Below are 18,742 nucleotides of genomic sequence, written 5' to 3'. Positions count from 1 at the left end.
TTTTCATAATAACACCCGCTTATTGGACATACATTTAAGCAATGCTAACATGCATGTATTTCTCAAAAAGGTGGGTATGTCTTGAAAAAATATATCATTCTATTTGCCCTGTTTGTTTTCCTCGGTGGTTGTGAGGAGTCCTCTTCTATTGATTTTAATGTTGAAGTTGAACCAGTCACCCATGCCATGGAAATTGAACCGATACAGCCTAAAAAATTGGACAAACCTATCGTCAAAAGAGCCAAGTTAGTGGCTATTGGTGATATCCTTCTCCATCAACCTGTGTACAAAGATGCGGCAACCCCTGAAGGCACTTATGATTTCTCTCCTATGTTTACCCAAGTAAAACCTTTGTTAGAAAGTGCAGATATTGCAGTGGCAAACCAAGAAACGATGATTGGTGGAAAAGAGTTAGGACTCTCTAGCTATCCGCTTTTTAATAGTCCTTTTGAAATTGGCGATGCTTTGAAGGATGCGGGGATCGACATTGTGACACTAGCGAATAACCATACGATGGATAAGGGTGAACAAGCCATTCAAAATGCCTTATCCTATTGGAATCAAATTCAAATGCCATATACAGGCGCATTTCAGTCATTTGAAGATCGAGAAGAAATTCGAACTTTGACGAAAAACGATATTACGTTTTCATTTTTAGCCTATAGCTACGGAACGAATGGCATGCCGGTTCCAGAAGATAAACCGTATTTAATTAACCTAATTGACTTACCGCTCATTCAACAAGATGTTCGTAAAGCCAAGGAATCATCAGATGTTGTAGTGGTCTCGATGCATTGGGGAAATGAGTACGAAAGTTTACCAAGTACCTCCCAACTTGAACTCGCTCGCGAACTATCAACTATGGGAGTGGATATCATTATTGGCCACCATCCACATGTATTGCAGCCAATGGATTGGATTGAAAGGCCAGATGGTTCTAAAACGTTTATTATGTATAGTTTAGGGAACTTTTTGTCCGGTCAAATAGGGTTAGATAGACGAATTGGTGGAATTGGGGGCATTGAAGTAACTAAAACGATCTTTCAAGGGAAATCTACCATCACATTAAACGAACCAAACTTCATATCCACTTACACCCATCATACAAATAATCGTGACTTTGAAATCATTCCAATGGATGTGTTAACAGATGCCCATTTAATTGATCACAAACAATATTCCGAGTCGACTCAGCATCATATGGCAACCTTTATCGATGAACTTTTGATTGTAGAATAGGCTTTATTTAAATAAACGAAAAGTCTCAATAAAGGTAGAAGGATTTGAGTGAATATGAAATGGAAAAACACCTTGGTTGGTATGGAGATACAGGATCCCTGCTTCTGATGAAAATGGCTTGTAGGAGACATCTAGCACTTGGTGTAAACCGAAGGCAGTTGTAGCCGTGATCACTTCATCTCTAGTCACAACTAATTCATGCTTGGTTGCAATTTTTTGGAGTTGGTAATGATAATCGATTTTACGTTCAACAAGTGTATATTGAATTTTTGCGTGATGGTCATCCTTCAATTGGCAGCCCTCCTTTTCCTCTACATGGTACAAGAGTTTTACAGGTAAATGAAAGTGATAAGGTGTGGAAATTAGAAAATTGCGCACCCATTATAGTGCTAGGTAAGACTTTTCTTATTCAGATATCCATAAATAAAAAATAATCCTTTTAAACCTGATGAATTGGTTTAAAAGGATTATTAATTATGCCATTTTTTCTTTACAAAATGCTAAAATTTCAGCTTCTTCATCATCTTCAAGAGCGAAATCCATTGTCGTTTTCGTTCCTTTATCTGTGAAGTAATACTGGACAATACGCAAACCATTGTCATCTGAAGCTATAATGACACGTAGGTCGACGCCACCTTCTGTGAATAACTCATCTTCCTCATCAATTTCAAGGTCTAATAAGAATTCGTAACGGTCACCTTCAATAATTCCAGTAGGGTCATTAATTTTATCAAATAAATGATTTGTAATTTTCATGTAGTTTGCTCCTTCGTTTATACGCTATCTCCATCTTACCATGAGAAGACTAAATAATGCCCAATTCTTTATTGAATGCTAAATCATGACTCTTCCCAAACATTAAATATCATCCCAAAAGGATCTTTAATGTAACAGTCTTTCCCTTTGCCATTCCACCTAACGACTTCACAACCATTTTCGACAAAGTGCTTCTTTGCTTCATCTAAATCGCTGACGACCACTTCCATTATGGGGCCGAGATTTTCAATTCCACCCATTAAGTAAATCGAATTGTTCTTTGTTCTAAATTCTACCTCATCCACATCTTTTTGATCAGGTTCCTTCATTCCAAAAATGGTCGAGTAAAATTCTTTAGCCTTTTCAACATCATGTACTTGAAAACCTATATTTTTCGACATTCTAATGTTCATCAATATGCCCCCTCAGTAGGTCAAGTTTGTTTATCCAATTAATTCTATTATAACCTGATTAGTTAAATTCGGAACGATATCAAGTGTAAAGCTACGTTCCATTCGTTCGTATTGTTTGTGCGCATCGTGTCCATATGGACCTATATTAATAACCGGAACATTGATATCGCGAATGGCTTGGTAATTGACGTAATGCTTCGTACCCCATCCTGGGTTGTTCGCAGATACAGCGGATATTCCAACTTCATCATCACTTATTGCGACGAAACTCATATCCGAGATGTAAGGAAAGAAGTTCTTTGTCACGATCGGATGTTGATAATGCGGTTGTACAGTCTCGACAGCTATTTCGAGTGCATCTAATAAGTTTCTTTCGTGTTCTGTTTTACCAGATAGCTCTATTCTTGGCGAATAAAGCGACGAATAGAACACGATAATCGCTGGGTTTTTATCTGGCATCCACTTCCACGCTTCTTCGACAACTCGGGCTGCAAACATGCGGGTATCTAGTTCCGTTTGTAACATCAGTTGTCCCTTGAATTCATCCATATGTTGTATATACGCTTCTCCATGTTCATCAACTAAATGTTCATCCATCTCTTCATAAGTCATAACTCTTGGTTCCCATAGAATTTCATTCATTGGCTCCCCGCTTGCTTGCGTGAAAGCTTGATAATGCGTCTTGAATTCATGTAAAGCTGTTGCAAACGCCGTTGCAGCTTCCACTTTCAACAATTCGAGCACTTCTTTCGGTGACCATGAATGAATGAAGAAATTGAAATACACATATGCCGATAATGCGGTCTGCACGGTATAGGTTGGTTTTAAGTCCATTTGTTTCAATGAAACCGGTGGTACCGTCGTCTCACCTAGTGCTTCATTACAAAGAGAAGGATTATAACTAATTTGTCTCGTCAAATGAGCGGCGATGAAATTAGGATCGATTCCTTCAAAACATGAACCCACATGCGTTTCCGATCCGGTAATAAAGAATGATGGCAATAACTTACCGACTGTCCCCTTGTATATGTACCGATTAGGATCCCCGTTATACCGTGGAGATACAAAGTCAGCATTAATCGCCGCTACATATTCAAAACCATGCGTGTCTCGAAGATTTTTAAGTTCAGTTAAAGAAGAAATGATTCCATGAGAGCCATCTTCCTCGTCACATTCAAAGACCACGAGCAAATTCCCTTCCATTTCTTCAGGATGTTCTGAATAGTATTTTAATAAATACAGATGACTCGAAACACCTGATTTCATATCGAGCACGCCGCGTCCAAATTCGTATTCGCCAGACTCCAGATCGGCACGAACAGCTGGAGGTAATTCTTCATTGTGAAGCGCTTGTGCTAAGGCATCAGGATCTAATGCATATTCTTTTAATTGAAAATCATCAATACCAACTGTATCGACATGCCCCATCAATATGACAGTTTTATTAGAAGGACTTTTTGTCCCTTTCACAAAAGCGATGACATTGTATCGTTCTTGGTCATCGTCTTCAGTTGGCTGATAGATGACGTTATCCGTATGTTCTTGGAAATATGGATAGGACGAAATAAGGGTATGAATAGCTTGTGAGACAACCTTTTCCCCGCCCTCATTCACAATACTTTCAATTCGCACAAGTTGCTTCGTTAAAGCCAACACTTCTTCTCGACAATCAAACATCTATCAACACCCCTTTATAAAATAATTATTCGTTACCCGTAATATATCATATTGTATCGACACGAGGAACTCGGTTTGATTACAATGAAGGAAGTGAGGAGTGAGCAAATTGCAACCATTTACGGCAGAAGTTGTCCGCATTTTAAAAGAGATACCACCAGGCAGAGTCGTCACCTATGGACAAGTTGCCAGATTAGCAGGGAGCCCTCGTGCTGCTCGCCAAGTTGTTCGTATTTTACATACAATGAGCGAAAAACATCAATTGCAATGGCATCGTGTCGTCAATGCAAAAGGAGAAATTGCTGTTCCTGACGATGAATCACGCGAGGTGCAACGCATGTTACTAGAAAGTGAAGATGTTGAGTTTTTAAGTGATGGTCGTGTGGATTTGAGTGTGTTTGAATAGATAGAATGAAAGCAAGCTCCTGTTTATAGTGTAAAAACAGGAGCTTGCTCTTTCATGTTTCAAAAATAAAAAGGTTATTATAGCAACACCACAAACAGTAAATAAATAAAAATGTTGATTTCCATTGCTGCGGACGCTTTCCTCGGGCAAGAATTCAGCCGCTTCCCTCGCGATGCTCAGTCCAGGGTCTTCAGTTCTTGCACCTGCCGCTTCGCTTTCGGTGCACAAATCATCTGCTGATTCCGCCGGAGTCGCCGCCTCCATTACAATCAACAAAAATCTCTGTAAAATATAGATATAAAATTTCATTTCTATCGGTATATATACATTTGATATTATTAGTTTTGCAACCTATGGAGGCTCCTACACTAGCCTAAATACTTATCGTTTATTTTCTTCTATTCTATCTTCGAGTCTCCAACCATTTTGCAGTTCACGTATAGATAACCCTAAAGTATATTCAAAGTGAGGATAGTCTTTAAAGCCACGCCAGTCGCCACCCCATGTAAAACCAAGTTCTTTTCCTATACGGGCAACTTCAAACCAGTCTGCTTTTCCATTTCCATTTGAGTCTCTTTGTAAATCATAAGAAATGGAGTTGTCTTGATTGAGTAAGGCAAAATCAATCGCAAGTCCGTAATTATGATAACTTTCGCCTCCTTTTGCATAGGAAACAATAGCACCACTATTTGTTCTACCCTGTTCGTATATTTCATTTTGTGATTCTATCGATCTAAATCCGTCTGTAATGAGGATAGGAATTCCTATTACATTCGCTTGTTCGACTAATTCCACACTTTTTTCTTCTACTATTGTATGCAAACCGCTAGGCAATGGTCTTGCCTCTCTAATTCGCTTATTTTCGATTTCTCTCTCAATCCAAACAAAAAGGAGTCCGCCTAAAACTAGTAAAAATAAGATATTTACTATAGATAGAAATTTTTTCACATTCGCGTCTCCTTTTCATAAAATCTAATCTTTATTGTCGACATATTCTCAAAAAAATAGTAATCATGTCGATATATAGGTACGTAGGGACTATTTTAGTTATTGTAAAAGGAAGAGGGACACGTGCATGGTGACTATGTTTAAAAGCAAAAAAGCTACAAATAAATCAATTGTGTTAGATCCACAAACTTGGCAAGAGCAGGTTATTCTAGACCTATCTCATAATAAGGAACTAGAGAAGCAGATTCAAATGATAGACTTAACCAAAAATGATTTGGCTGTTATTCGACAACTTCAACCACATATTCAACCTCATCTCGAGGATTTAGTAACTCATTTTTACCAAGCACTTGAATATGGCTCAGGCTTAAATGAAATCATTCAAAAAAATAGTTCGGTAGATCGCTTAAAAGTAACTTTACGTCGTCATTTAGACGAAATGTTTGAAGGACAAATTAATCAAGCATACATAAACCAACGTCATACCATTGCTCATGTACATGTTCGAATCGGTCTTGGAACGAAGTGGTATATGGGTTCATTCCAAAGCTTTGTTTCTGGATTAACTGATATTATTTTCTTATTAAATATGTCTACAGCTGACAACATTTTGGCAATTAAAGCGATCACAAAAGTGCTTAATTTCGAGCAACAGTTAGTTATCGAGGCGTACGATGCACAGCATGAACGCATACGCCAAGAAGCAGCTGATACCAAGGAGAGTTTAATTTCTACCGTTCGCACAACTGCTGAAGAATTAGGTGCAATTAGTGAAGAAACCAATGCGTCGATTCAACAATTATCTGCTGAATCTGACGAAATTGCGAGCTTTACAAAACAAGGGTTATTCTTCGTTAATTCTACTGAAGAAAAATCACAATCTGGTAAATTATTATTAGATCAACAAAGCAATCAAATGAAATCGATTTTGGACAGCGTGACAACACTTGAAGAAACGATGACAAAATTACGAATTTCTTCTCAAAAAATCAGCGAAATCGTTGGACTTGTAACATCGATCGCAGACCAGACGAACTTACTAGCGCTTAATGCTTCAATTGAAGCTGCACGAGCTGGTGAACACGGACGTGGTTTCGCAGTCGTGGCTGACGAGGTTCGAAAGTTAGCTGAGGAAACAAAATCTGCAGTCCAAAGTGTCTCGTCTTTAATTCAGCAAACTGAATTAAGCATCACGAACATGGAATCATCTGTCCAGCATGTAGACACACAAATTAACGAATCGGTTGATACTCAACAACAATTATCGTTATCGTTTAACACAATTGTTGACGCAATGTCTGGTATTAAAGATCAAAGCGAACGTACAACTGAACAAATCGTCACGATGGCTACCGTTTTAGACGAACTGACCAATGCAACGACACAGGTTGCAAGTTCTTCTGACCGACTTATTTCTACCATTCATGATATTTAATACGAGAATGACATCGCTCCCACTATCGGATTGCGATGTCTTTTTCATTAAGTAAAGGCATATAATTTGATAATGCTTACATAAAAACACAGTGTTTAATTGCATTTAAATTCAAATTTAAAGGCTTATGATAATTCTTGTCGAATTAGATGATAAGAAAATCATGTAAGTTAGTGCTTAAAATGAATATAAGGGGACCTACCTATGAAAGCGATTGTCTATACAAATTATGGATCGTCTAATATCCTCCAACTTAAAGAACTAGAAAAACCTATTCCTAAAGACGATGAAGTCCTTTTAAAAGTTCACACTGCTTCCGTTAACCCCTTGGACTGGCACTTTATGAGAGGCACCCCATACGTGCTGCGCATACAAGCGGGGTTGCGAAAACCAAAGAACAATCGTTTAGGTGTAGATGTGGCTGGTACGGTTGAATCTGTGGGTAAAGACGTAACGGAATTCAAACCAGGAGATGAGGTATTCGGTGGCTGCGATGGTGCGTTTGCTGAGTATGTTTGTGCTAATGAAAAGGCATTCGTGATTAAACCAAATAATGTGACCTTTAAGCAAGCAGCTGCTGTACCTATTGCTGCTTTTACAGCTTTGCAGGGACTTCGCGATCGAGGACAGATTCAGCCAGGTCAAAAGGTTTTGATTAATGGTGCGGCTGGAGGTGTTGGTACGTTTGCTATTCAGATTGCCAAATCGTTCGGTGCGATCGTTACTGGTGTTTGTAGTACTCGAAATGTAGAAATGGTCCGTTCAATTGGAGCAGACCATGTCATTGATTACACGCTAGAGGACTTCACTCGCAGTGACCGACAATATGACCTCATTTTTGATGCTGTAGGAAATCATTCGCTGACAGATTGTAGACGAGTATTGGACTCAAATGGAATTCTCGTCCTAGTTGGCGGTCCTGATAAGGGACGTTTTCTCGGCCCATTAAGTCGTTCACTCAGAGCTCTAGTCTTATCTCGTTTCGTAAAGCAGAAAATGGTGATGCTCTTTGCAGTGCGTAAAAAAGCCGACCTGCACATAATACAAGAGCTACTGAGTGCCGGCAAAATAACCCCGGTTATTGACAAATGTTACACTTTAAACGATGTACCCGAAGCGATTCGATATTTAGAAGAAGGTCATGCTCAAGGTAAAGTAGTCATAAATGTTATAGGATAACAAAACTATAAAAGACATCGTACCCACGAAAGAATGGGCAACGATGTCTTTTTCATTAAGCTGTTATATCTCGTTTTGTAAATGACCAGTAACTGATGAATAAAAACAGCAACATATACATCAACAATACTGCTACTGAAAACGGCCATGTGATATCTTGAACGAACATATTGCCGGTAATATACCCCGTTAAATCAATATGAGCGAATAAAATATACTTAGTAAATTCATATTCTCTTAAGAAGAACACAATATTTGGTCCCATGAATAAAAGGAAAATCGATAATCCGATAGCTAATGAGCTTGTTCGGAATACACTACCAATCGCAAAAGCAAAGGTAGTAAATACAATGACACCAACAAATTGTAGCGCATATAAGGCGATTACTCGACCCCAATAAGATATCTCAACAACTTTTCCATCCTGCACGTCCAGCAATACGCCACTTCCTGAATCGTAGAAAATGAATCCAGCGATGACCGCTGAAATTATTGCAATCACTGTTAAAACGAACGCATACAGTATAGTTGTTACATATTTAGACGTTAGGATCTTCCAACGTTTCACTGGTCTGCTCAATAACATTTTAATTGTGCCTTGAGAGAATTCGGCAGCTACAATACTTGCAGCAGCTATTACCGCAAACATCAATACTAACGACAACATCGTATGGGAATCTAGAATATGTTGTTCACGACTACCTTGGTCGATTGGTGGTTCATTTTGCGTCAACCGATAGTCAATAATCGCCAAATCTTCTTCCAGTTGCTCTTTATATTCCTTATCAATGTTTGGCTCAGCAAGTTGAGCTTTCATGAATGCTTGATTTTCAGTCAAATTCTGTTCCCACGTTTGTTGATTTTCGGGTTGCATCATATTTGATTGAGCCCATTTTCCAATACCGGATGCACCTATCAAGATGAGGACTAACAATCCTGCCATGATCCAAGTGGCTTTTTTATGCCATAATTTCATCCATTCATTTCTTATGAGATTCAGCAATTTGGCCACCTCCTGTCATTTCTAAGAATTGATCTTCTAATGTTTTACGGAATGGTTGAACAGCGAACACTTCCATATTCGCAGCCACAAGTGCTTGAATAATTGAAGGAATTTGAGTTTGTTCCACTTTAGTAATAAATCCGGATCCACTAACTTCAGGAACAAGTCCTTGTGCAATTAGTAGTTCGCGCGTTTGTTCTGCAGGTTGCGCTTCAATATAATAATGAGCTTCCTCTACTTGATTCATTTCTCTAAGGTCAATCAGCTGACCATTTTGAATGATGGCAATACGGTCACACATGAGTTCAATTTCAGATAATAAATGACTTGAAACAAATACTGACACACCATCTTCGACAGCAATTTTTCTTAAATATGTACGAAACTCGCGTATCCCTGCTGGGTCTAAACCATTTGTCGGTTCATCTAAAATAAGAAACTTCGGACGATGAAGCAACGCTTGAGCTAACCCTAATCTTTGACGCATCCCTAGGGAATAAGAAGATACCTTCTCATGGATACGATTTTGCATTCCTACCTGTTCAACTACTTGAGTGATACGTTCTTTCGTAATCGTTTTATCCATTCGCGCAAAATGCAACAGGTTTTTCCATCCAGACATATATTTATACATCTCTGGATTTTCAACAATTACACCCACTTTACTCATCGTCTCTTCAAAGTGATTGTTTAATGTTTGCCCTTCAACAACGACTTCTCCGCTTGTCGGTTTCATTAGCCCTGACATCATTCGGATGGTTGTCGTCTTCCCAGCACCATTTGGTCCTAAAAACCCTGTGATTTGACCGGGAAATAAAGACAGATTTAAATTATCAATAATTTTCTTTTTCCCAATAGTCTTCGAAAGTTGTCTCAATTCTACGATTGGTTGTTGCTCCACACTTTTCACCTTCCCTATCTAAAGTAGTATTTTTATAAGACGAAATTTAGCCAATAAAGTTCAATTTCCGCATCGCCAATATTTTTATTTACGAAACAAATCGAGTAAAGTTTCAAATTTAGCTTTTTATTCCAAAAGAATATCTTGAAAACACAGAATTTCCCGGGAAATATGCATTCTGCTTTTTTCAATGAACGAATTTATTTTTCCAATAAAAAAGAGAGACCTAAAATCAGTCCCTCCTTAAAAAACGAGATTTTCCAGTATTAATTGAACAATTAAAATAGTTGTAATGACTCGAAGAATGGGTTTCACAAAACGAGGGTTTAGCTTTTCAGCAATTCGAACACCAACTTGAGCACCGGTGATGGATCCCGCCATAAGAGCAAGAGTCAATGGCCAAATGATGACACCTGAAGCAATGTAACTAATTGCTGCACCAAAACAACTGGAGAACGTTGCAAGTCTAACGAGACCAACAGATTTAATATATGCGACATTTAAATAACTAAATAAATACAACATTAAAGTTCCTTGACCAGGGCCAAACAAGCCATCATAAATCCCAATTCCGTATAGTCCAGGTCCACTAACCTTATTCAGAGTTAATTCTTTATTCCCCGTGAAATTATCTTTTCCAATGAAAGATGTTAGAAAGCCCAGTACTAATAAGACGATAGCGACAATGAATAAATATTTGGATGATAAAAGCGAGGCAATCCACCCACCTGTAAGTCCGCCAATTAAACTGAACGGAATAATCCAGTAGGAATCTTTAAATGAAATTTGTTTTCTTTTATATAAAGTGAAAAAACTACTGAAGGAACTCACTGTATTCGAGACTTTATTGGCACCAATCGCAGAGTGTATTGGCATGCCTAACAAAAGCATTGTTGGCAAATTAATAAAACCGCCACCACCTGCAAGTGTACCAATCGTTGTAGCCACGACTCCAATGACATATAGTAGAATTAAATCCATTAACTTCACCGCCTTCTCTTCTATACTTAAATTGTACTTCGAGAGGCGTAATAAGAAAATGACATGGAATGAATAAAACTTTATAAGAAAAACTTATGACAGGGGAATACCTAATGTTTACAGGCAAAAAAATTCGCTTAACATCAATTAAAAAAGGGGATTTATCGACCTATCGAGTATGGAACGGTGTTGAAGCTTTTGGTCGATATTATAATGCATTTCCTATCAGAGAAGAGTCAGAAAAAAATGCAGAAAAACTAATAGAAGAGCATTCTGATAAAACTTTCCGCTTTGCGATTCGTCCCGTCGGTAGCGAAGATTTTTTAGGAGTATGTGCGATCGAGGATATCATTTGGCCACACCGTATCGGTTGGGTGTCCATTGCCCTTGGACCGGACTACCATAGCAAAGGTTACGGAAAAGAAACGATGCAATTATTATTAAATTATGCGTTTAATGAAGTGAATTTACATCGCGTACAATTAAGTGTTTTCAGTTACAATGCAGGTGCCATTAAATTATACGAATCACTTGGCTTTAAGCACGAAGGCACGTTCAGAGAGTGGATGCAACGCGACGGCAGACGACATGATATGCATTTATACGGCATGTTAGCCTCTGAATATCGAAAATAACGATAACGAAAAGGATGCCATCTTTTGATGACATCCTTTTTTATGCTCTACTTTGAGTGAATCGGAGATATAATTTGTGAATTCCTGTCGTTAAAGGCAGTAAAAATAGCACGATTAATGTAATTTGGATAATAAACATGGAAGTGTCGGAAAATGAAATGACTCCGGTGCTATCTAAATGGTTAAGCCACATAAACACGAAGACGAGAAGAGTGATTGTCCCAATGAAAATCATAATCATTATTCCAATTTGCATTAAAGATAACTTTTGAATGTTTTTTCGAAGTCTCAAAAACTGAAACAAAACAAACAACACAAAAAGAATAATTGAAAACAGATTCGATTGGATAAAGACCGTATTTAATATGTATAACAGCAATACGCCTATAATCAGTACGTTTTGGTACTTGTCGAAAGATAACAACATGATAGTTTCTCCCCTTTTTTAATATTACGATTTTAATGTAGAAAAGTTTCAAGTTTGGTAATAAAAGAGAGAATTTAAGTCGTAATTAAGTATGTTGAATACTTTTCTTGTCGGAACTTCTGGTTTTTTTGCTCAACGACACTCCACTGCTAGCGATTCCTTCAGAAGCGAAGCGTAAAAGAACTAATTAGGGCTGCGAATGCAGCCTTTTTTGTTAACATATCCAGGGATTTCTGATCTAAATACAATCCCACTTTGCATCAAAGCCCCACCAATTCCAATCAAAAAGCGAGCAACAACTAGCTGCTCGCCAAAAATTAGTATTTCATTTTAATACGTTGCTTACGATGTTCTCGTCTGGCTGGTCCCGATTCAAACAATCGTGTTTCCGATTCTGTTTTAGGCGAAATTCCTGGCACTGGAATTGGTTTTCCTGCCTGGTCTATTGCGACAAATGTTAGGAATGACTCAGTTGTTAACTTCGTTTCACCTGTTATTAAGTTCATCGATTGAACCCGAACGTAAATTTCCATTGATGTCCGTCCTGTTGAGCTGACGACTGCTTCAAGCTCTAACACATCGCCTACTCTTGCAGAAGAAAGAAAATCGACGGAGTCGATCGAAGCTGTGACGACTCCACTTTTGCAATGTTTCATCGCTGTGATGGCGGCGATTTCATCTATGTAAGATAAAACCTTACCACCAAAAATCGTTTCATGATGATTGGTGTCTGGTGGTAAAACTAAGTGAGTTTGTATTGTTCTCGAGTCGCTCATAGGTATCGTATTTGTCATGATCTCTCTCCTTATAAAAGGTTTAGATTCATCATACAAAACGAATTATGGAAAGAAAAGCTTCAATGCCTCCACTCAGCTTTATTGATACAAATGACATGCGACAAAGTGGCCTGGCTCTTGTTCTTGCCAAGCTGGTTTGACTTGAGCACATACTTCCATTGCATGAGGGCAACGTGTTCTGAACACACATCCTGATGGTGGATTGATTGGACTCGGCAATTCCCCTTCAAGCAACATTCGCTCGCGAGATTCCTCAATATCCGGATCTGGTATAGGGATCGCTGATAACAATGCTTGCGTATACGGATGCAATGGGTTTGCATAGAGTTGGTCACTCGTTGTTAACTCCACCATATGCCCTAAGTACATGACGCCAATTCGATCGGAAATGTATTTAACCATCGACAAATCATGCGCGATGAAAAGATAAGTCAATCCTTTGTCTTTTTGGAGTTTTTGTAGAAGTTTGACTACCTGCGCTTGAACGGACACATCTAATGCCGAAATAGGTTCATCTGCAATAATGAAATCCGGATCTAACGCTAATGCACGTGCAATCCCAATTCGTTGACGTTGACCTCCTGAGAACTCATGTGGATAGCGGTTGGCATGGTCACGGTTTAGTCCAACGTCTTCAAGCAATTGATACACTCGCCTTTGCATAGCTTCTTTTTTCTTATGTAAACCATGAACTTCCATCGGTTCTGCAATGATTTCAAACACGGTCGAGCGTGGATTTAGTGACGCATATGGATCTTGGAAAATCATTTGCATATTGCGCAGAAATTCATATCTCTCTTTTTCGCCCATTTCATGCACATTACGATCACCATACGACACTTCTCCGTCAGTACGATTGTATAATCCCATGATGGTACGTCCTGCTGTCGATTTCCCGCACCCAGATTCTCCGACAAGTCCAAACGTTTCTCCTTGATAAATTTCAAAACTTATCCCGTCTACCGCTTTGAGGATTTGGTTTTTACCTAGATCGAAATGTCTTTTTAGGTCTTTTACTTCCAATAAAACCTTATCAGTCATTGCGCATCCTCCTCTAATCGAGCATATCGTCTCACTCCAACTAATTCATCCACGTATTTTGTGCCTTCTAATTCGATGATTTCTACGGATAGACCCGTTGATGGCGAATGAATCATTTGACCATTTCCATAATAAATCCCAACATGTCGAACGAAATCCTTACCTACTGTTGCAAAAAAGAGTAAATCGCCTAGTTCCCAGTTCGATTTATCGTTCATATCCACTTCGATACCGTTTGTAGCTTGATCACCAGCATCTCGCGGAATAAAGTAACCATGAGCTTTGAACATATTGTAGGTGAGCCCCGAACAATCAAATCCGTACGGTGACATGCCTCCCCAAAAATAAGGTAACTCTAAAAACGTACTTGCACAGGAAACGATTTCCGCTCCAGAGCGTTCGATAAAGGATTCAATACCTGGGGAAATTTCAACATGCTCGCTCCATACTAGTAAATCACCAAGTGGTGTATGAACCATCGTAAAGGAAGAATTGCTGTCGATTACAGGTAAAATCGTATTAAATGGAACAACCAGTTTTGGTTTTCGATCTAATGTCCATAATTGAACTTTTGGAATACGCACCTTGGCGTAACCAAAATCCGAGATTCTCGGAAGCTCCTTTAATTGCGAAACCGGTACCCACCCTGGATACCCACTCTCATGTTTTTTAGATGTCTGCCATGTGCAAATTACTTTTGCCCAGTCACCGACTATTTCTTCTACAATCACAGGTTCACCAAATAATAATTGAGTTTGGACACGATTTTCGTCGCACAAGTCTAGTAATTCTTTATTGGTCATAGCTTCAATCCATTTGTTCATGCGAACTGGAATGTCTATTCCTGGTTGATCGATTTCTCTTACTGATTCTGGTGTTGTCCATACGGTTGCAACCGCGACCGAACAAACCCAAGTTGTTGATGTTTGAACTAACATGTGAAATCCCCCTACTATTTACGCATGAATCGTTCATCCATACGTACTTTATCTATACCTAAACCATTCGCAATTGAAAATCGTATAATACGTCCTTCATAAATTACGCCGCCTTCAACAATGTCCTCCGCTAACATAAGAGGAGCATCAAAATCGTAACGAGTAATGTTTGGCTGGCTCGCAGCAATGTGAGCTGCAGCAGTGATACCAAGTTTCGTTTCAATCATGCTTCCCGTCATACATTCTATGCCATAACTTTCAGCAAGAGCATTGATCTTCAATGCTTTATATATGCCCCCAGCTTTCATCAGTTTAATGTTGATTAAATCAGCTGCACGTAATTGTAGTACTCGTAAGGCGTCTTTTGGCGAGAAAACACTTTCGTCAGCCATAATTGGCGTATATGTATGGGTGGTTACATGCTTTAACCCTTCTATATCATGAGACTTAACCGGTTGTTCAATCAGCTCGATTTGTAGACCTGCATCTTCCATCTGCCCAATTGCACGAACAGCTTCCTTTGCTTCCCAACCTTGGTTGGCATCAAGACGCAATTTTGTTTCAAAACCAATTTCTGCTCGAATCGCTCGAATCCGATCAATATCCTTTTCAATATCGTCGATCCCAACTTTAACCTTCAGTACATTAAAACCACTTTTCACATAGCGCAGAGCGTCTTCCGCCATTTCTTCCGCATCATTCACACTAACGGTGAAGTCTGTTTCAAGTGTATCTCGATACCCACCAAGGAAGGTCACGAGAGGCATTCCTGCATGCTGTCCAAGCAAATCGTAAATAGCCATATCTAGAGCCGCTTTTGCACTCGAATTGCCTATCATACAGCTGTGTAATTTTTGAAAAACCCGCTCCGAATGTCGTAAATCCAGACCGATTAGCTGTGGCCCAATTACTTGTTCGATAGCAAATTTTATACTACCTAGTGAATCACCAGTAATGACATGTGTAGGCGGGGCTTCTCCCCAACCAACCATGCCACTGTCTGTCGTTATTTTCACAAAAACTGATTCAGCGACAGTCACAGTGCGAAGTGCCGTTTTAAAAGGTTTTGTTAGCGGAACAGCGACTTGAACTGTTTCAATTGAAAGGATGTTCACGTTCGGACACCTCCATTTATTCGACGCCTGGTAAAATTGTAAGTGTTTTCGAATCTCCATCTAATCGTGCTTCTACACCTAGAGGAATAGCAAAATGCGGTTCACAGTGTCCGATTTTGAATCCTGTAACAACCGGTTTACTTAAATCTCCCAAGTAATGTTGTAATACCTCTTCTAGTGAAAGGGTTTCTTTACGTTTTTTCGGTTCTGCACGAGCAAAATCGCCAACGACGATTCCAGCTGCCTCATTTAACTTTCCAGCTAAACGCAATTGGTTTAACATGCTATCAATTTGATATGGCTCTTCATCCACATCTTCTATTAATAACAGCTTCCCTCGTGTATCAATTTCAAACTTAGTACCGAGTGCACTAACGAGTAACGAGAGATTCCCTCCTACCAATTCTCCTTGAGCAACACCGCCACCCAATGAAGTAAGTGGTGAAATCGCTTCTGAATAATGAAGTTCGATCGGTTCAAACAATTGATTGAACATTTTTGCAGACAAGTCTTGGAATGTGTCCAATCCAACATCTGAAGCGAGCATTGGTCCATGGAAAGTAACGACATTCGCATACTGACCAATTGTCGTGTGTAAATAGGTGATATCGCTGTATCCCCACAATATTTTCGGTTGTTCAGCCATTAATTGCACATCAATTCGATCTGCATACCTTCCCGCTCCGTAACCGCCTCCAGCACAAATGATGCCTTTGATTTCAGGGTCTGCAAGCATTTCATGTAAATCTGATAATCGGTCCTCATCAGTACCCGCAAGATAGCCATGTTTGCTTTCAACATGTTTGCCCATTTTGACGTTTAAGCCAAGTCTTTCTAAAAACGACAAGGATCGTTGCAAGCTTTCTAAATTAGGTGGACTCGAAGGAGAGATGATTCCGATTGTGTCCCCTTTTTGTAATCTCGGTGGTCTAATGCGCATATGAATTACCCCTCTTTTTTGTTTGGTTTTGTTAAACGTTACTGATGATTTTCTTTCAAGTTAGTCGGTTTCAATTACATTCGATATTTAAGTGAAGCGACCACTAAGCCCAGCACGCCAACTGCTTTGGAGTCCTGTCTTCTATTAATAAAACAAGATATACCTCCTAGTATAACTTCTTTTATTAACAGAAGTGTGCGGCGCGCTAGTGCAACGCCGCAACCTCTTGTACTATTCAGCAGATTTATCTGCCCATTTCAACTCTAAGTAACCCACTGGGTGACGAACAATCCCGCTCAAACCTGGCTTTTGTAAAGCCACTTGGTTATAGAAGTGAATTGGGAAAATAGGAGCTTCTTCCATTAATAATTTCTCAGCATCCATCAAATGCTTCCAACGTACAGCTGGATCTGTTTCAGCTTTTGCATCAGCAATCAACTTATCAAATTCAGCATTTGACCAGCCTGTACGGTTCATGGATGAACCTGTGATAAAGCTTTCAATTGCGTTCACTGGATCCGCATAATCATGTAAGAAAGATGAACGTGATAATTGATACTTCAATTCTTTTTGTTCAGAAGCAAACACACTTGATTCCACATTCGCAAGCTCCACATCTACACCTAAAGCTTCTTTAAATTGTGCTTGTAAAGCGACTGCAATGTTTTGATGTGTATCTGAAGTAGCATATGTTAGAGTCACAGTTGGTAATGTTTCGTAGCCTTCTTCAGCCATACCCTCTTCTAACAATTTCTTCGCTTCTTCTGCGTTAAACTCAACTAAATTTCCAACAGCATCACGGAAGTCTTTTCCGTCCGGACCTTGGAATCCGTAAGATACGAAACCGTGTGCTGGTTTTTCACCATTTTTCGTTACGAATTCAACGATTTGCTCTTGATTCACAGCAAGTGCAAATGCTTTTCTAATCTTAGCGTTTGTAAATGGCTCCATCGTTGTATTGAAACGATAGAAGTACGTTCCTGCTTGATCTTGAACAGATACTTCCTCGCTATCCATTAGTTGCTCCGATAGTTCTGCTGGAACATCTGATACATCAAGCTCGTTAGCTTGGTACATTTGGTATTCCGTATTCGAGTCATTTACCATAGCCCACTCGACTTTATCTAACTTAACTGTTTCTGCATCCCAGTACTCAGCATTCTTTTCGAATACCATTTTCACATCATGTTCCCATTTAGCTAATTGGAATGGTCCGTTACCCACGAATGAGTCCGCTTCCGTGAACCATTCTGGATTTTCAGTTGCCACTTTTTCATTAACTGGGAAAAAGCTTGGGTTTGTAATAATGTTTAAAAATGCATCAGTTGGAGCTGTTAATTTTACTTCAAATGTTTTTTCATCTACAACTTTCATTCCTACATCTTCAATCCTACCTTCACCCGTATTGAACGCTTCCGCTCCTTCGATGAAGTAGCCTAAAAATGCCGCTGGTGAAGCTGTATTCGGATCTAACATACGTGTCCATCCATATAAGAAATCATTTGCTGTTACAGCATCGCCATTTGACCATTTTGCATCTTCACGAATGTTGAATGTATACGTCAATCCATCTTCTGAAACATCAATTGTTTCAGCTGTTGCTTCTTTTGGTAAATGATCTTCACCTAAACGAGTTAGGCCTTCCATCAAGTTATTCAATGCATTCCATGAAACCGCATCAAATCCAACTGATGGATCAAACGTAGTTGGTTCATTTCCATTATTTAAGTAAAGAACTTTCTCTTCCGTTTTTTCTTCCCCTTTGTCGCTATCACCTGATGGTTTCTCACCTGCATCATTATTCGCCGTACAAGCTGCCAATACTGTAACTAGCAACGCTGTCAGCACTAATAGTAACCACTTCTTCATGTTTGTTCCCCCTTGGTTAATTGTTTGAACTATATCATTTTG

The 18,742-nt window shown here is 39.2% G+C and carries 20 protein-coding genes; 5 read left to right on the top strand and 15 right to left on the bottom strand.

The window, feature by feature from the left end; translation table 11 throughout:
* Positions 1–81 precede the first annotated feature (81 nt).
* Positions 82–1,239 (top strand): CapA family protein, encoded by a 1,158-nt coding sequence (locus ACHUE4_RS13240; protein ID WP_394190802.1) that lies wholly within the window; start codon positions 82–84, stop codon positions 1,237–1,239.
* Between the two features lie 3 nt (positions 1,240–1,242).
* Here ACHUE4_RS13240 and ACHUE4_RS13235 read toward each other — a convergent pair whose 3' ends face one another.
* The 4 genes from ACHUE4_RS13235 to ACHUE4_RS13220 all read right to left on the bottom strand — a co-directional run bounded on the left by ACHUE4_RS13235 (position 1,243) and on the right by ACHUE4_RS13220 (position 4,085).
* Complete coding sequence (locus tag ACHUE4_RS13235) at positions 1,243–1,530, bottom strand: hypothetical protein (RefSeq protein WP_394190800.1); 288 nt, start codon at positions 1,528–1,530, stop codon at positions 1,243–1,245.
* Positions 1,531–1,713: 183 nt separating this feature from the next.
* Positions 1,714–1,995 carry a DUF6509 family protein gene (locus tag ACHUE4_RS13230; RefSeq protein ID WP_394190798.1) on the bottom strand — a complete coding sequence of 94 codons (282 nt, stop codon included), beginning with the start codon at positions 1,993–1,995 and terminating at the stop codon, positions 1,714–1,716.
* Positions 1,996–2,078: 83 nt separating this feature from the next.
* Positions 2,079–2,408: a VOC family protein gene (locus ACHUE4_RS13225; RefSeq protein WP_394190796.1), complete on the bottom strand. Its 330-nt coding sequence runs from the start codon at positions 2,406–2,408 to the stop codon at positions 2,079–2,081.
* Positions 2,409–2,438: 30 nt separating this feature from the next.
* On the bottom strand, positions 2,439–4,085 hold the full coding sequence (locus tag ACHUE4_RS13220) for a M20/M25/M40 family metallo-hydrolase (RefSeq protein ID WP_394190794.1): 1,647 nt from the start codon (positions 4,083–4,085) through the stop codon (positions 2,439–2,441).
* Positions 4,086–4,194: 109 nt separating this feature from the next.
* Here ACHUE4_RS13220 and ACHUE4_RS13215 point away from each other — a divergent pair, with 109 nt between their 5' ends.
* Positions 4,195–4,491 (top strand): MGMT family protein, encoded by a 297-nt coding sequence (locus ACHUE4_RS13215; protein WP_394190792.1) that lies wholly within the window; start codon positions 4,195–4,197, stop codon positions 4,489–4,491.
* A gap of 381 nt (positions 4,492–4,872) precedes the next feature.
* Here ACHUE4_RS13215 and ACHUE4_RS13210 read toward each other — a convergent pair whose 3' ends face one another.
* Positions 4,873–5,439, bottom strand: coding sequence for a M15 family metallopeptidase (locus tag ACHUE4_RS13210; protein ID WP_394190790.1), 567 nt, complete (start codon positions 5,437–5,439; stop codon positions 4,873–4,875).
* A gap of 127 nt (positions 5,440–5,566) precedes the next feature.
* Here ACHUE4_RS13210 and ACHUE4_RS13205 point away from each other — a divergent pair, with 127 nt between their 5' ends.
* A complete protein-coding gene (locus ACHUE4_RS13205; RefSeq protein ID WP_394190789.1) occupies positions 5,567–6,874 on the top strand; it encodes a globin-coupled sensor protein in 1,308 nt (435 codons plus the stop codon).
* 204 nt (positions 6,875–7,078) lie between these two features.
* Positions 7,079–8,053, top strand: coding sequence for an NAD(P)-dependent alcohol dehydrogenase (locus ACHUE4_RS13200; RefSeq protein ID WP_394190787.1), 975 nt, complete (start codon positions 7,079–7,081; stop codon positions 8,051–8,053).
* Between the two features lie 55 nt (positions 8,054–8,108).
* Here the strand turns inward: ACHUE4_RS13200 and ACHUE4_RS13195 are convergent, their stop codons facing one another.
* The 3 genes from ACHUE4_RS13195 to ACHUE4_RS13185 form a co-directional block, all read right to left on the bottom strand.
* Positions 8,109–9,065, bottom strand: a complete 957-nt coding sequence (locus tag ACHUE4_RS13195; RefSeq protein ID WP_394190785.1) for an ABC transporter permease — start codon at positions 9,063–9,065, stop codon at positions 8,109–8,111.
* Positions 9,034–9,957, bottom strand: a complete 924-nt coding sequence (locus ACHUE4_RS13190; protein ID WP_394190783.1) for an ABC transporter ATP-binding protein — start codon at positions 9,955–9,957, stop codon at positions 9,034–9,036. The genes ACHUE4_RS13195 and ACHUE4_RS13190 overlap by 32 nt, the downstream gene beginning before the upstream one ends.
* Before the next feature lie 243 nt (positions 9,958–10,200).
* Entirely contained in the window at positions 10,201–10,938 is a 738-nt protein-coding gene (locus ACHUE4_RS13185; protein ID WP_394190781.1) for a sulfite exporter TauE/SafE family protein, read from the bottom strand.
* A gap of 113 nt (positions 10,939–11,051) precedes the next feature.
* Here ACHUE4_RS13185 and ACHUE4_RS13180 point away from each other — a divergent pair, with 113 nt between their 5' ends.
* A complete protein-coding gene (locus tag ACHUE4_RS13180) occupies positions 11,052–11,573 on the top strand; it encodes a GNAT family N-acetyltransferase (RefSeq protein ID WP_394190779.1) in 522 nt (173 codons plus the stop codon).
* Between the two features lie 40 nt (positions 11,574–11,613).
* Here ACHUE4_RS13180 and ACHUE4_RS13175 read toward each other — a convergent pair whose 3' ends face one another.
* From ACHUE4_RS13175 to ACHUE4_RS13145, 7 genes are all read right to left on the bottom strand, one after another.
* Positions 11,614–12,000, bottom strand: a complete 387-nt coding sequence (locus ACHUE4_RS13175; protein ID WP_394190777.1) for a hypothetical protein — start codon at positions 11,998–12,000, stop codon at positions 11,614–11,616.
* A gap of 317 nt (positions 12,001–12,317) precedes the next feature.
* Positions 12,318–12,794 carry an acyl-CoA thioesterase gene (locus tag ACHUE4_RS13170; RefSeq protein WP_394190775.1) on the bottom strand — a complete coding sequence of 159 codons (477 nt, stop codon included), beginning with the start codon at positions 12,792–12,794 and terminating at the stop codon, positions 12,318–12,320.
* A gap of 81 nt (positions 12,795–12,875) precedes the next feature.
* Positions 12,876–13,838, bottom strand: a complete 963-nt coding sequence (locus ACHUE4_RS13165; RefSeq protein ID WP_394190773.1) for an ABC transporter ATP-binding protein — start codon at positions 13,836–13,838, stop codon at positions 12,876–12,878.
* The gene (locus ACHUE4_RS13160; RefSeq protein ID WP_394190771.1) at positions 13,835–14,776 is read right to left on the bottom strand and encodes a C40 family peptidase; all 942 of its coding nucleotides are present in this window, start codon (positions 14,774–14,776) and stop codon (positions 13,835–13,837) included. Before ACHUE4_RS13160 ends, ACHUE4_RS13165 begins: the two co-directional genes overlap by 4 nt.
* Positions 14,777–14,790: 14 nt before the next feature.
* The gene (locus ACHUE4_RS13155) at positions 14,791–15,891 is read right to left on the bottom strand and encodes a dipeptide epimerase (protein ID WP_394190769.1); all 1,101 of its coding nucleotides are present in this window, start codon (positions 15,889–15,891) and stop codon (positions 14,791–14,793) included.
* 16 nt (positions 15,892–15,907) lie between these two features.
* A complete protein-coding gene (locus tag ACHUE4_RS13150) occupies positions 15,908–16,831 on the bottom strand; it encodes a S66 peptidase family protein (protein WP_394190767.1) in 924 nt (307 codons plus the stop codon).
* 231 nt (positions 16,832–17,062) lie between these two features.
* Complete coding sequence (locus ACHUE4_RS13145) at positions 17,063–18,700, bottom strand: peptide ABC transporter substrate-binding protein (protein ID WP_394190766.1); 1,638 nt, start codon at positions 18,698–18,700, stop codon at positions 17,063–17,065.
* Positions 18,701–18,742 lie beyond the last annotated feature (42 nt).

The organism is Paenisporosarcina quisquiliarum, assembly GCF_043641925.1.
Classification (GTDB): Bacteria; Bacillota; Bacilli; order Bacillales_A; family Planococcaceae; genus Paenisporosarcina; species Paenisporosarcina quisquiliarum_A.
Note: the sequence above shows the minus strand (reverse complement) of the source record. Positions and strands in the feature narration are given on the sequence as shown.

Coding starts and splice junctions, on each gene's coding strand:
- ACHUE4_RS13230 (WP_394190798.1), bottom strand. CDS start 1,995: ATGAAAATTACAAATCATTTATTTGATAAAATTAATGACCCTACTGGA.
- ACHUE4_RS13225 (WP_394190796.1), bottom strand. CDS start 2,408: ATGAACATTAGAATGTCGAAAAATATAGGTTTTCAAGTACATGATGTT.
- ACHUE4_RS13220 (WP_394190794.1), bottom strand. CDS start 4,085: ATGTTTGATTGTCGAGAAGAAGTGTTGGCTTTAACGAAGCAACTTGTG.
- ACHUE4_RS13205 (WP_394190789.1), top strand. CDS start 5,567: ATGGTGACTATGTTTAAAAGCAAAAAAGCTACAAATAAATCAATTGTG.
- ACHUE4_RS13200 (WP_394190787.1), top strand. CDS start 7,079: ATGAAAGCGATTGTCTATACAAATTATGGATCGTCTAATATCCTCCAA.
- ACHUE4_RS13185 (WP_394190781.1), bottom strand. CDS start 10,938: ATGGATTTAATTCTACTATATGTCATTGGAGTCGTGGCTACAACGATT.
- ACHUE4_RS13180 (WP_394190779.1), top strand. CDS start 11,052: ATGTTTACAGGCAAAAAAATTCGCTTAACATCAATTAAAAAAGGGGAT.
- ACHUE4_RS13175 (WP_394190777.1), bottom strand. CDS start 12,000: ATGTTGTTATCTTTCGACAAGTACCAAAACGTACTGATTATAGGCGTA.
- ACHUE4_RS13170 (WP_394190775.1), bottom strand. CDS start 12,794: ATGACAAATACGATACCTATGAGCGACTCGAGAACAATACAAACTCAC.
- ACHUE4_RS13165 (WP_394190773.1), bottom strand. CDS start 13,838: ATGACTGATAAGGTTTTATTGGAAGTAAAAGACCTAAAAAGACATTTC.
- ACHUE4_RS13160 (WP_394190771.1), bottom strand. CDS start 14,776: ATGTTAGTTCAAACATCAACAACTTGGGTTTGTTCGGTCGCGGTTGCA.
- ACHUE4_RS13150 (WP_394190767.1), bottom strand. CDS start 16,831: ATGCGCATTAGACCACCGAGATTACAAAAAGGGGACACAATCGGAATC.
- ACHUE4_RS13145 (WP_394190766.1), bottom strand. CDS start 18,700: ATGAAGAAGTGGTTACTATTAGTGCTGACAGCGTTGCTAGTTACAGTA.